The organism is Brevundimonas sp., assembly GCF_013823285.1.
Lineage (GTDB): Bacteria > Pseudomonadota > Alphaproteobacteria > Caulobacterales > Caulobacteraceae > Brevundimonas.
In genome coordinates, this window is record NZ_PNLV01000071.1 from 1 (window position 1) to 13,508 (window position 13,508).

General features: G+C 68.4%; 9 protein-coding genes. 6 read left to right on the plus strand and 3 right to left on the minus strand.

What is annotated here, in order from left to right:
* Positions 1 to 1,211: cation:proton antiporter (locus tag C0461_RS10400; RefSeq protein ID WP_292106550.1), on the minus strand; the 1,211-nt coding region annotated here is incomplete at its 3' end.
* Positions 1,212 to 1,321: 110 nt separating this feature from the next.
* Positions 1,322 to 4,444, minus strand: a complete 3,123-nt coding sequence (locus tag C0461_RS10405) for a TonB-dependent receptor (RefSeq protein WP_292106553.1) — start codon at positions 4,442 to 4,444, stop codon at positions 1,322 to 1,324.
* Between the two features lie 380 nt (positions 4,445 to 4,824).
* On the opposite strand from C0461_RS10405, the gene C0461_RS10410 reads away from it, so the two are divergent.
* The 6 genes from C0461_RS10410 to C0461_RS10435 all read left to right on the plus strand — a co-directional run bounded on the left by C0461_RS10410 (position 4,825) and on the right by C0461_RS10435 (position 12,905).
* Complete coding sequence (locus C0461_RS10410; RefSeq protein WP_292106556.1) at positions 4,825 to 6,348, plus strand: tryptophan halogenase family protein; 1,524 nt, start codon at positions 4,825 to 4,827, stop codon at positions 6,346 to 6,348.
* Positions 6,345 to 7,673 (plus strand): tryptophan 7-halogenase, encoded by a 1,329-nt coding sequence (locus tag C0461_RS10415; protein WP_292106566.1) that lies wholly within the window; start codon positions 6,345 to 6,347, stop codon positions 7,671 to 7,673. The genes C0461_RS10410 and C0461_RS10415 overlap by 4 nt, the downstream gene beginning before the upstream one ends.
* Positions 7,670 to 9,199, plus strand: a complete 1,530-nt coding sequence (locus tag C0461_RS10420) for a tryptophan halogenase family protein (RefSeq protein WP_292106570.1) — start codon at positions 7,670 to 7,672, stop codon at positions 9,197 to 9,199. The genes C0461_RS10415 and C0461_RS10420 overlap by 4 nt, the downstream gene beginning before the upstream one ends.
* A 6-nt stretch (positions 9,200 to 9,205) precedes the next feature.
* Positions 9,206 to 10,720: a tryptophan halogenase family protein gene (locus C0461_RS10425; RefSeq protein WP_292106573.1), complete on the plus strand. Its 1,515-nt coding sequence runs from the start codon at positions 9,206 to 9,208 to the stop codon at positions 10,718 to 10,720.
* A gap of 86 nt (positions 10,721 to 10,806) precedes the next feature.
* A complete protein-coding gene (locus C0461_RS10430) occupies positions 10,807 to 12,507 on the plus strand; it encodes a glycoside hydrolase family 43 protein (protein ID WP_292106575.1) in 1,701 nt (566 codons plus the stop codon).
* Between the two features lie 56 nt (positions 12,508 to 12,563).
* On the plus strand, positions 12,564 to 12,905 hold the full coding sequence (locus C0461_RS10435; protein WP_292106577.1) for a phage holin family protein: 342 nt from the start codon (positions 12,564 to 12,566) through the stop codon (positions 12,903 to 12,905).
* Here C0461_RS10435 and C0461_RS10440 read toward each other — a convergent pair.
* Positions 12,906 to 13,508: DUF3828 domain-containing protein (locus C0461_RS10440; protein ID WP_292106579.1), on the minus strand; the 603-nt coding region annotated here is incomplete at its 5' end.

Sequence of the window (13,508 nt, forward strand, 5' to 3'; positions counted from 1 at the left end):
CGCTCGAACAGGGGCGAGGCCATCAGGGTGGTGACGATGGCCATCAGCACCAGGATGGAGAACAGGGCCGGGCCGATCAGGCCCCGTTGCAGGCCGATGTTGATGATGATCAGCTCCATCAGGCCGCGGGCGTTCATCAGGGCGCCGATGCCCAGCGCCGTGGCGTTGTCCTGGCCGGTCAGGCGCGCCGCCGCCCAGCAGGCGCCGAACTTGGTCAGCACCGACCCCGCCAGAACCACCAGGGCGATGAGCAGCAGCGGCCAGCTGTCCACCGCCGTCAACTGGGTGTTGAGGCCCGAATAGGTGAAGAACAGGGGCAGCAGCACCACCACCGTGAACGGCTCCAGCTGCTTGCGCACCTGCTCGGCGAACAGGCCCCTGGGCATCACCGCGCCCAGCAGGAAGCCGCCGAACACCGCGTGGATGCCGATGGCGTCCATGGCGAAGGCCGACAGGGCGAACAGCATCAGGGTCACGGCCATCAGGCCCGGCCCGACGCCGCCCTCGCGCTCGGCTCGCTCGCCGAGCCGCGCCAGCAGCCGTCGACCGATGGTGGTCATGAACACCATGAACAGGGCGGCCCCGCCGACCGCCGTGATCGCCATGCCGGCGCCCGCGCCGAAGCTGGCCAGCACGATGGCCAGGATGATCCAGGCGCCCGCGTCGCCGATGGCCCCGGCCGACAGGGACAGGGTCCCCAGCGGCGTCCCCGACAGCCCGCGCTCGTGAATGATGCGCGCCAGCATGGGAAAGGCGGTGATGGAGATGGCGGCGCCCATGAACAGCATGGCCTGGGCCATGGTGGCCCGGTCGCTGAACAGGCCCGGGGTGTCGATCAGCCACGGCGTGATCAGCACCGCCAGCAGGAAGGGCGCGGCCGTGCCGGCGAAGGACACCGCCGCGGCGCTTTTCGCCTGGCTCAGGAAGTGATCCGTGCGGAACCCCAGTCCCACCAGGAACATGTAGAGGCCCACGCCCAGCTGGGCGCCCACATACAGGACGTCGCGGGATTCCGCAGGAAACAGCATGCCCTGGATCTCGGGCGCCAGCAGGCCGAACAGCGACGGTCCCAGCACCACCCCGGCGATCATCTCGCCAACCACCTGCGGCTGGCCCAGCCAGCGCTTCGCGGCCCAGCCGACGAGCCGGCAGGCGGCCAGGATCACGGCCAGCTGCAGAAAGAATACGACGCTCAACTCCGCGGCCGTCATGCGGCGCTCCCTGTCATCCGCCTCATCACATCACGCGGCGGACGGAAAAGAAAAAGGGGGCGGTCCTCCGGCGAACCGGCGGATCCGCCCCCAAGGTCGACCGACCAGTTCTAGAAGGTCGCGCGCAGCACCACGGTGAAACGGCGATCGTTCATGAACCAGGACCGTCCGGCCGTCAGGAGTTCATTGTTCAGGACCTGACTGGTGCGGGTGATCTCATTGGTCAGATTGACCCCCTGCACCCCGATCTTGAAGTTGTCATTGACCGTGTAGAAGAACGAGCCGTCCAGCTGGCCGCCCCCTTCCTGGATGATCGGGGCGAAGGGCACGATCACGTCGCGCACCGTCACCACGAAGTCCGAGCGGTAGGAATAGGCCAGACGCATGGACAACGGCCCCTTCTCGTAGAAGGCGGCGAAGTTCGCCGTGTGCTCCGACAAGCCCTGCAGCGGCAGCAGACCTGTGTCCACATTCGCCACCCGGCCCGATCCAACATCAGGATCGGTGGCCGACAGGGTGCTCTGGCTGACGCCCTCGGAGTCCACATAGGTGTAGTTGGCGTTCACGCCCAGGCCGTCCCACGGCGCCGGCAGGAAGTGGTAGACCTGCTGATACGCCAGCTCGAAGCCCTGGACCGAACCGGTCTCGCTGGAGTTCACCGGCTGGGTCACCACCGCGTCGAAGGTGGCGCCGTTGTTGGTGAACGAGGTGCGGGTGACGCCGTTGGTGATCACGTCCTTCAGGCGCTTGTAGAACACCGACAGGGTGATCGATCCCACGTCATCGAAGTACCATTCCGCCGAGGCGTCGAAATTCACCGAGTCGATCGGGCGCAGGTAGGCGTTGCCGACGTTGAAGCGTCCGGTCGGCCGGCCATTGACGATGTCATCCTGCAGGGCCGACAGGGCCACATTGTAGTAGTTCCGCGTCAGGCCGATGTCCGGAAGCGTGATGGCCCGCGAGACGCCAAAGCGGAACTGGAGGCCGTTCTGCATCCGCGCCAGCACATTGACGCTGGGCAGCCAGTAGTCGAACGAGGTTTCGGCGTTGTCCTCGAAGGTGGCCCCGTTGGCGAAGGCGCGGGCGTCGGCGCGCACCGCCGGGTCCAGGCCGCAGAACGCCGACCGCTCCTCACCCGGAGGCAGGGGCGCCGTACATTCGGCTTCGGACGTGAAATTCTGCTGCGTGAACGCGCGGACACCCTCCGCCGAACGCTCCATGTCCACATAGCGCAGGCCGACATTGCCGCTCAGCTGCACGCCGTTGTCCAGATCGCCCCGGAAGCGCAGCATGGCGTAGGCGGCGTTGGTGTTCTCCTGGACAGGATTGATCTCCTGCGGAAGGAACGGCGTGCCGGGGTTGACGCCGCAGCGCAGGGCCAGAGGCACCCAGTTCTGCGGACAACCGTCGGCGCCATTTCTGGCGCGCCACTCGTCGCCCATCAGCAGGGCGTAATCCACATAGTCCTGATAGTTCTGGACGATGTTCGATCCATAGAACAGGCGCGGCTGGCCGCCCGTCGGATTGGGCACCTCCCCCCGCATGAAATTGTCGAAGTTGAAGGTCTGGTGGAAGCTGCTCGGCGTGACGCCGCCGCCGGTGGTCGGGTCCCCGTTGGCCGCTTCATCCAGCCACACCGGCCCGCCCGACCCCCAGATTTCACTGACCACGCCCCAGTTATAGGTGGAGAAGCGGGTGGTCTGGTCGCGCTCGGAGCGCCGCACGCCGAAGCGGACGGATTCCAGGATCGGCATGTTGAAGAACTGGTAGTCGACGTCGATGCGCAAGGCGTCCAGCTTGCCCTCGCTCTGCTCGATGTGGTCCATCGCCGAGCGGGTGAAGGTATTGTAGGGGTTGGACAGACTGTCGTTGGGGCTGACGCCGTACGTCGGACAGTTGTTGGTCGCCGGACCCGTGCAGATGCTGCCGTCAGGCGCGCGGCGATCCGGCGTCAGGAAGGTGACGACCGGGATGTCGCTGCCCTGCATCTGGATGTCAGCGTACTGGAACGTCGAGTTCCACAGCCCGGCGTCAATGACATCGACCGTCGAGTCCACGTGCTGATAGTCGAAGTTGATCCGCAGGCGTTCCGTCGGTGTCCACTTGAAGTTCAGGCCGTAGTCGGTGGTGACATATTCCTGATGCACATCACGACGGATGTTGTTGCTCTGCAGGCCCCAGATGGGGGTGCGGGGATCGGCTCCGTTCTGATCATCCCGCCAGCCGGTCTGGCCGGTGATGACGCCGTTGGTGAACAGGCCGTCGGGTCCGAAATTCAGGGTCGTCCCCTGAAGCGCCTGGGAGTCGCCGTTGTTCGACACATTGTCCGTGGCGATCTCCATGGCGTGTTCGGTCCACGCCTGGGTGGAGTCCGAACGCAGGAACTGGGCGGTCGCCTCCATGGTCCGGTCCGGGCTGCGCCACTGGCCGGCGGCCGCGTAGCCGGTGCGCTCGCGATCAAAGATCTGGCTGCGGAAGGCGGCGCCGCGCGGGAACCAGACCTCGCCCACCTCGGTGCCGGCCGGGCCCACCACGTCACCGTTGCTGTACAGGGTGCGCGGCGCGTAGTTGGAAATCTGCTGACCGTCGCTTCGGGCGGTCAGTTCCGAGTTCACCGCATTCAGCAGCAGGCCGAACTGACCCGCCTCGGTGTCCCAGCGGTCGCTGTAGAGCAGCGAGACAGTCGGGGTCCATTCCTCGGCGAAGTCGCCGTAGCTGGCCTCGACCGATCCGGCCAGGACGCGGCCCGGCGAATCGAACGGGACGCGGGTGCGCAGGTTGATGGTTCCGGAGATGCCGCCCTCGACCATGTCAGCGGACGGGTTCTTGAACACGTCGACGCCGCCCATCAGTTCTGCGGGCACGTCCGAGAAGCTCAGCACGCGGCCGTTGGTGGCGCTGAAGGTGTCGCGGCCGTTCAGCTCGCTGCGCACCCAGGTCAGGCCGCGGACGACCACGCCCGAACCCTCGATGGAGAAGTGGTCAGGATCGACGCCGGCGCGGAAACGGTCGATCGACACGCCCGGCACCCGCTGCAGGGCCTCCGTCACGCTTCGGTCCGGCAGGGCCCCGATGTCCTCGGCGGTGATGGAGTCGACGAAGACTTCCGAGTTCCGCTTGATCTCCTGCGAACTGCGCAGGCTGGCGCGGATCCCGGTGATGACGACCTCATCCACCTCGACGGCGTCGTCATCCGGCGGCGCGGTCTGCGCCATGGCCGGTGTCGCGGCCATGACCGCAGCGATGACCGCGATGGACGCTCCGGCCTTCAGGCCGGCCCCGAAGCGGATAGAATCCGCACGTGTTCTTGTTGAAGTATGCACCCGATTTCCTCCCCAGCATTTTCTTTTGTTAGCGCTACCATACCGAGGCGACGCCAAATGTCTGATTAATGAACTCGTAGCCCAGCTTTTTCGCTTCCGCAAGCCCTCCTTTCCCTGACGGAACCCGGGACGCAATCTCGCCACATAACCCGGCCTGCCCTCGGGTTCTCGCCAACAGGGCCTTGAAAAACAGCCCTTTGGAGCGTTTCTCAGGCGCGACAGACAGCATTGACCGCGCCATTTTTCTGCCTCTACATGGAAAGAAAGCGCTGTGGGGAGAGCGCAACAGCATGTCGGACAAATGCATCACCAGGGTGCTGATCGTCGGCGGGGGCACCGCCGGCTGGATGACCGCCGCCGCCCTGTCCGAGACCCTGAAAGGGTTGGCTCTGGACATCCGTCTCGTGGAATCCGAGGCCATCGGCACGGTTGGCGTCGGCGAATCCACCATTCCCCACATCCGCGCCTTCAACACCCGTCTCGGAATCCACGAGGCGGATTTCCTGTCCCGCACCCAGGCCACCTTCAAGCTGGGCATCGAGTTCCGCGACTGGGGCCGGCTGGGCGACAGCTACATACACCCCTTCGGGGCCTACGGCGCCGATCCCGCCGCTCACGAGGTCGAGCTTTTTCACCACCTGTGGGCGCGCGCGGGCGCCACCGATCCCCTCGAGGGCTACAGCCTGCCCGTCGCCATGGCGAGGGGCGAGCGCTTCACCCATCCCTCGGCCGACCCGGCCTCGCCTCTTTCCGCGTTCTCCTACGCCTACCAGTTCGACGCCTCGCTCTACGCCGCCTACCTGCGCCGCTATTCCGAAGCGCGCGGCGTGGTGCGCACAGAGGGACGCATCGCCGACGTCGCCCTTCACGGGGAGACTGGTTTCGTCACCCATGTGACGCTCGAGAGCGGCGAGCGCATCGACGCCGATCTGGTCATCGACTGCTCCGGCTTCCGGGGGCTGGTGATCGAACAGGCCATGAAGACCGGCTATCATGACTGGAGCCGCTGGCTGCCCTGCGACCGGGCCGTGGCCCTGCCTTGCGAACACGGCGGCCTCTTCCCCCCCGCCACCCGCGCCACGGCGCGGACCGCTGGCTGGATATGGCGCATCCCCCTTCAGCACCGCGTCGGCAACGGCCATGTCTATTGCAGCGCCTTCATGGATGACGACGCGGCCGAGACGGCGCTCATGGACCAGCTTGAGGGCCCTGCCCTGGCCCCGCCCAACCGCCTGCGGTTTCTCACCGGCAAGCGCAAGCTCCAGTGGAACCGCAACTGCGTGGCCATCGGCCTGTCGTCCGGGTTCCTCGAGCCGCTGGAGTCCACCTCGATCCACCTGATCCAGGCCGCCATCGGCTATCTGCTGGATCTGTTCCCCACCGGCGACTGGGACCCGGCCGACGCCGCCGAGTTCAACCAGACCATGGACATGGAATACGAGCGCATCCGCGATTTTCTGGTGCTGCACTATCACGCCACCGCGCGGGACGACTCCGAATTCTGGAACCACTGCCGCACCATGGCCATCCCGGATTCCCTTGCCTGGAAGATGGAGCTGTTCCGCGAGCGCGGGATCGTGGCCGCCTATGAGCACGGCGTCTTCCTGCACCCCAGCTGGGTCGCGGTCTATACGGGCCAGCATGTCATGCCCCGCCGCTGGGACCCGCGTCTGGACGGCCTGGACCCCGCCGCCGTCCGCGCCGATCTGGACGACCAGCGCCGCCGCGTGGCCGCCCTGGCCGAGCGCCAGCCGCGCCACGCCGACGTTCTGGCCGCCGCCCGCGCCGCCGTCATGGCCGAGGCCCGGGCATGACTACGGAAGCCGTCATCGTCGGCGACGGCCCCGCCGCCTGGATCATGGCCCTGACCCTCGCGCGCCGGGCCCCCGCCCACGTCACCGTCGTGGCGCATCCTTCGCCCGACGACGTGGATCCCTTCGGCCCGGCCCTGACCGCCCCGCCCGCCATCCACGCCCGGCACGCACGCCTGGGGCTGGGCGAGGCCGAAGCCATGGCCGCCGCCGTTCCCCTGTTCGGCCTGTCGCTGGAGGGGTGGGCTGACGGCCCCGCCTTCATCCCCTTCGGCCAGACCGGCGCCGATATCTTCTCGGTCGCCTTCCACCAGCAATTGGCCCGGCTGGATCGTCTCGACAGGCTGGCCGACCATTCCCTGTCCGCCCAGGCCGCGCGTCTGCGCAGCTACGCCCCGCCTTCACGGGACCCCGCTTCGTTCCTCTCCACCCTCGACCATGGGCTCAGCCTCGACTCCGGCGCCTACGCCGCCCTGCTGCGCCGACACGCCCTCAAGGCCGGCGCGGCCGTCGTCCAAAGCGCGGTCGCGGCGGTGGAGCGCGCGCCGTCCGGCGCCGTGACCGCCCTCGCCCTGGCGGACGGCGCGCGCATCGCCGGCGACCTGTTCATCGACGCCTCCGGCCCGGCCGCCGTCCTGACCGACGCGCCGTTCCGGTCGTGGTCCGGCCATCTCCCCTTCGACCGCCTCCATGTGGAGGCCACGCCCGACAGCGAACCGCCGCTGCATCTCGTCTTCCGCAACACCGGCGACGGCCTTGAACGCGCCGCCCCCCTGCCCGGCCGTCGGGTCCTGGCGCGCCTGAGCCGGGGCGGTGACGGCGTGCCCTTCCATCCCGGCCGCCGGGACCGTTTCTGGGACCGCAACGTCGTCGCCGTCGGCGCTGCGGCGCAGAGTCTGCCGCCGCTGGGCGCCGGGGTCCTGCACCTGATCCACCGCGCCGCCGAACATCTGGTCAATCTGTGGCCCGCCACCGCCGACGGGGCCGTGGAGGCGCGCGAGTTCGACCGCCTGATGACCGCCGAGGTGGAGGCCGACCGCGATTTCGCCCTGATTCTGCTGCGCCATCCGGGCGTGGTCCTGAGCGAGGCCGCCGCCCACCGCCTGGCCCTGTTCGAAGCCCGGGGACGGGTCAGCCGCCGCGAACAGGAACCGTTCACCCCAGGCTTCATCGCCGCCGCCCTGCTGGCCTCCGGCGTCCGGCCGCGCCGCGTCGATCCGCTGGCCGAGGCGCTGGACCCGGCCATGCTGGCCGCCCGCGCCGACCGCATTCGTGATCTGGCCGCCCGCACCGCCGGGGCCCTGCCGCCCTGGAGCGCCGTCCCATGATCCAGCCGGATCTGATCCGAAAGGTCGTCATCGTCGGCGGCGGCACCGCCGGCTGGATGGCGGCCGCGGCCCTGTCCCGCCTCATCGCGAACGGCGTCACCAGCGTGACCCTGGTGGAGTCCGACACTATCGGAACCGTGGGCGTGGGCGAGGCGACGATCCCGCCCATCCGCACCTTCAACGAACTGCTGGGCCTGGACGAGCGCGAATTCCTCAAGGCCACCCGCGGCTCATACAAGCTGGCCATCGAGTTCGTGGACTGGACCCGCCCCGGCCACACCTATCAGCACCCGTTCGGCCCCTTCGGCGCCGACATCAATGCGGTCAAATTCCACCAGTTCTGGCTCAAGATGCACCGGGAGGGTCGGGCGTCCGGGTTCGGCGACTACAATCTGTGCGGCGTGGCCGCGCGCCTGAACCGCTTCGGCGCCCTGCCCCCGCAGCACCGCTCGCCCCTGACCCCCATGTCCTGGGCCTACCATTTCGACGCCGCCCGCTACGCCCGCTTCCTGCGGGATCATGCCGAGGCGCGCGGGGTGGTGCGTCAGGAGGGCAAGGTCGTCTCTGTGGACCAGCGCCCCGAAGACGGCTTCATCGACGCCATCGTGCTGGACGACGGCCGCCGGGTCGAAGGCGAGCTGTTCATCGACTGCACCGGCTTCCGGGGCCTGCTGATCGAACAGACCCTGAAGGCCGGGTTCGAGGACTGGAGCCACTGGCTGCCCTGCGACCGGGCCGTGGCGGTCCAGTGCCTGAACGACAACGCCATCTCTCCCTTCACCCGCTCCACCGCCCGCGACGCCGGCTGGCAATGGCGCATCCCGCTCCAGCACCGGGTCGGCACGGGCTATGTCTATTCCAGCGCCCACATCTCCGACGATCAGGCCGCCGACACCGTCTTGGCCAATCTCGACGGCAAGCCCGTCACTGACCCCCGGATCCTCAGCTTCCGGGCGGGGCGCCGCAGGAAGGCCTGGGTCAAGAACTGCGTCGCCCTGGGCCTCGCATCAGGATTCCTCGAGCCGCTGGAGTCCACCAGCATTCACCTGATCCAGGCGGGCATCACCAAGCTGCTGGCCCTGTTCCCGCACCAGGGCTTCGATCCGGTGGCCATCGACGAATACAACCGCCTGACCAATGTCCAGATCGAGCAGATCCGCGACTTCATCATCCTGCACTACCACGCCAACGAGCGCACCGGCCTGGACCTGTGGGACCACGTCCGCACCATGGCCATCCCGGACTCCCTGCAACACAAGCTGGACCTGTTCCGGGGCGCCGGCCGCTTCTTCCGCCACGAGGACGAGCTGTTCGCCGAATCCAGCTGGATGGCCGTGCTGATCGGCCAGAACGTCATGCCCGAACGCTACGATCCGCTCGTCGATTCCATCCCCGAGGATGACGTGGCCCGGGCCATGGAGGAGCTGCGCACCACCATCCGCGTCGCTGCCGAAAGCCTGCCTGACCACGCCGACTTCCTGGCCCGCCACTGCGCCGCGCCAGATCCTGAATCCGTCCCTGCCTGAGGCCCCATGACCGACACCACCGACCATCGCATCCGGAAGATCGTCATCGTCGGCGGCGGCACGGCCGGCTGGATGACCGCCGCGGCCATGGCGAAACTGCTGGGCCGCGACTTCGCCGACATCACCCTGGTGGAGTCCGACGACATCGGCATCGTCGGCGTGGGCGAGGCCACCATCCCCCAGATCGGCATCTACAACCGCATGCTGGGCCTCGATGAGGACGAGTTCGTCCGCAAGACCCAGGGCTCCTTCAAGCTGGGCATCCAGTTCGTGGACTGGGGCAAGAAGGGCCATACCTATTTCCACCCCTTCGGCCCGTTCGGCGTGGACATGGAGGGCGTGTCCTTCCACGCCTACTGGCAGCGGCTCCACCTGGCGGGCGACTCGCACCGGCTGGAGGACTATTCGCTGCAGGCCGTGGCGGCGGCGCAGAACCGCTTCATGCGCGCCATCGACGCGGGCCGTTCCCCCCTGTCGAAGATCGCCTATGCCTTCCATTTCGACGCCGGCCTCTACGCCCGCTTCCTGCGCGGCTTCGCCGAGGACCGGGGCGTCATGCGCCGCGAGGGCAAGATCGTGGATGTTGAGCAGCGCGGCGAGGACGGCTTCATCCAGGCCGTGAAGCTGGAAAGCGGCGAGCGCATCGAGGGCGAGCTGTTCATCGACTGCTCGGGCTTCCGGGGCCTGCTGATCGAACAGACCCTCAACACCGGCTACGAGGACTGGACCCGCTGGCTGCCCTGCGACCGGGCCGCCGCCGTGCCGTGCGAGAGCGTGCCGGACTTCACCCCCTACACCCGCTCCACCGCCCGCGAGGCCGGCTGGCAGTGGCGCATCCCGCTGCAGCACCGCACCGGCAACGGCTACGTCTATTCCAGCGACCACATCAGCGACGATCAGGCCGCCGAGACCCTGCTGGCCAATCTGGACGGCAAGCCCCTGGCGGACCCGCGCTTCCTGCGCTTCGTCACCGGGCGGCGCAAACAGGCCTGGGTCAGAAATGTTGTGGCCATCGGCCTGTCGTCCGGCTTCATCGAGCCGCTGGAGTCCACCAGCATTCACCTGATCCAGAGCGGGATCGCCAAGCTGATGCAGATGTTCCCGGACAGGCGCTTCGAGCCCGCCGACCGCGAGCGCTTCAACCGCATGACCCAGGTCGAGACAGAGCAGGTCCGCGACTTCATCATCCTGCACTATCACCTGACCGAACGGGACGACACGCCGTTCTGGGACCGCTGCCGCACCATGGACGTGCCCGACAGCCTCAAGGAGAAATACCGCCTGTTCGAGGGCTACGGCCGGATCTTCCGCGAGAACGACGAGCTGTTCAACGACACCAGCTGGATGGCCGTCATGGTCGGCCAGGGCCTCAAGGCGCGCGGCTACGATCCCGTCGCCGACGTCCTCAGCCTGGACGAGACCCGCGCCCGCCTCGAGGAAATCCGCCGCGTCATGCGCACCTCCGCCGACTACATGCCCCTGCAGACCGAGTTCATCCGCAACAACTGCGCGGCGGGGTGAAGTTCGGCGCGATCACTGGACACGGGCCTCTTGAGCTTACATGATAGCGCTAACAATGACGCCGCCCGGCGGCGCGGGAGGACATCATGAAACACGCCATAACCGCCCTCGCGGCCGGCCTCGCCCTGAGTGCGCCCGCCCTCGCGCAGGACGCCCCCACCGCCCGCTTCGACTGGTTCGCCTATGAGGGCGCCGATCCGGAACACGCGGTGGTCCAGCCCGGACCCGGCCAGTTCCGCAATCCGATCCTTTCCGGCTTCTATCCCGACCCGTCCAACACCCGCGCGGGCGAGGACTATTATCTGGTCACCTCGACCTTCGCCTACTTCCCGGGCCTGCCCGTCTTCCACAGCCGGGACCTGGTCAATTGGACCCAGATCGGCAACGCCATCGACCGGCCCGACCAGGTGGACTTCGGAACCCTCGGCCTGTCGCGCGGCCTGTTCGCCCCGACCATCGAACATCACGAGGGCGTCTTCTACATCCTGAACACCTGCGTGGACTGCGGCGATAATTTCGTCATCACCGCCACCGACCCGGCGGGGCCGTGGTCCGACCCGGTGTGGCTGCCGGACCTGGCGGGCGGCATCGACCCGGCCCTGTTCATCGACGAGGACGGCTCGGCCTGGATCCTCAACAACGGCCCGCCGGACCGCGAGCCGGAATACGACGGCCACCGCGCCATCTGGATCCAGCGCTTCGATCTGGAGACCCTTTCCACCCACGGCCCGCGCACCCTGCTGGTGGACGGCGGCGTGGACTTCTCGACGCAACCGATCTGGATCGAGGGGCCGCACATCTACAAGATTGACGGCCGCTATGTGCTGACCGCGGCCGAGGGCGGCACCGCCGAGGCCCACTCCCAGGTGGCCCTGGCCGCCGACCGGCCCGATGGCCCCTACACCCCGGACCCGGACAACCCCTTCCTGACCCAGCGCGACCTGCCGCGCGACCGGGACTTCCCCATCACCTCGGCGGGTCACGCTGATCTGGTCCAGACCCCCGACGGCGACTGGTGGGCCACCTTCCTGGCCGTGCGCCCCTATGGCGACGACTTCTACAACACCGGGCGCGAAACCTTCCTGATGCCGGTGACGTGGGAGAACGGCTGGCCCCGCATCACCGCCCCGGGCGAGCTCATCCCCCATGTGCTGGATCGCCCTGACCTGCCCGAGCAGCCCGCGCCGGACCTGCCCACCACCGGGCCGTTCAGCGTCACCGAGTCCTTCGACGGCGAGACCCTGCCGGTCCACTGGCTGACCGTGCGCAACCCCCGCTCGGACTGGTTCAGCGTCGCCGACGGCGCCCTGCACCTGACCGCCCGGCCGCAGGGGCTGGGCGACATGGCCAATCCGTCCTTCGCCGCCCGGCGCCAGCAGCACATGACCGCCGCCGCCTCCACCGAGGTGCGCTTCACCCCCGCCCACGACGGCGACCGCGCGGGCCTCGCCGCCTTCCAGAGCGACGACTTCTGGTGGTTCATCGGCGTCGGCCGCCACGCGGGCCAGGATGTGGTGCTGGTGGAGCGCCGGGCCGGGCCGGACGATCCGGCGCGCGGCGTCATCGTGGCCTCCGCCCCCCTGCCCACCCGTCCCGGCGACCCCCTGCGTCTGCGCGCCAGCGTCGATGTGGGCCGGATCGACCTGGCCTTCGCCACACCCGAAGGCGACTGGACGCCGCTGGTCACGGACGGGGACGCCAGCATCCTCAGCACCCGCACCGCCGGCGGCTTCGTCGGATCGGTGTTCGGCGCCTACGCCTATTCCCCCGCAGGGCCCGCCGATTGATGCAGCCAATTCCCGCGACGCACGCTATGCTGGCGTTGTTCTAGAGGGAGGCGCTCATGGTCCGTTTCATCGTCCAGTGGCTGGTCACGGCTCTGGGGCTGTGGCTGTCCTCGGTCCTGATCGCGGGAATCTCGTTTCGCGACACCACCATCCTGATCCTGGCCGCCCTGGTTCTGGGCCTGATCAATGCGGTGGTGCGGCCGATTCTGGTGATCATCACCTTCCCCATCACGGTCATCACCCTGGGCCTGTTCCTGCTGGTGGTGAACGCCGCCATGATCGGCCTGGCCTCGGTGTTCTTCGACGGCTTCACGGTCAGCGGCTTCTGGCCCGCCATCGGCGCCGCAGTGGTCACCGGCGTGGTCAGCTGGATCGCCGGCGCCTTCATCCGCGACTGATCAGTCCGCCAGCGTCCGCCGGAACGAGAACCCGTCGTCGGTGCGGATGTCGTCCACGCGCCAGCCGTCCGCCTCGCGCCTCAGGATGAACAGCGGCGCCCGCGCGCTCTCGGCCTCGTCCGCCTTGCCGAAGTCGAAGCGCGCCCGCACCGCCGCCCGGTCCGCCGACGCGTCGACCACGCTGACCTCGCGCAGGGTCAGGCCGTGGGGGTCCTGGCACAGGCACACCGGATCGGCCTCCAGCGCCGGGTGCACCCCTTCATCGGTCCAGGTGCGCGCCGCCTCCAGCATCCGCACCACCTCGGCGCTGAACACCTCCTGCGCCACGGCCGGATCCAGCGGCGCGAAGTCCACGTCCGACATCCGCACATAGAGGGTCCGCACAAAGGCCTCCGCCTCGGCCCTCGCGGTCGCCGCCGGATCAGGCGCCGTCTCTGGCGCGTCCGCCTCCGGCTTGGTTTCCGCCGCCGCTGCAGACGCTTCGACCCCGGGCGTGGCTTCTGGCTCACCCGCCGCGCCGCACGCCGCCAGCCCGAATCCCAGAACCGCCGCATCACACCCTCCCCTGTCATCCGCCCATCCCGCCGCCGCGCCCCCGTCCTC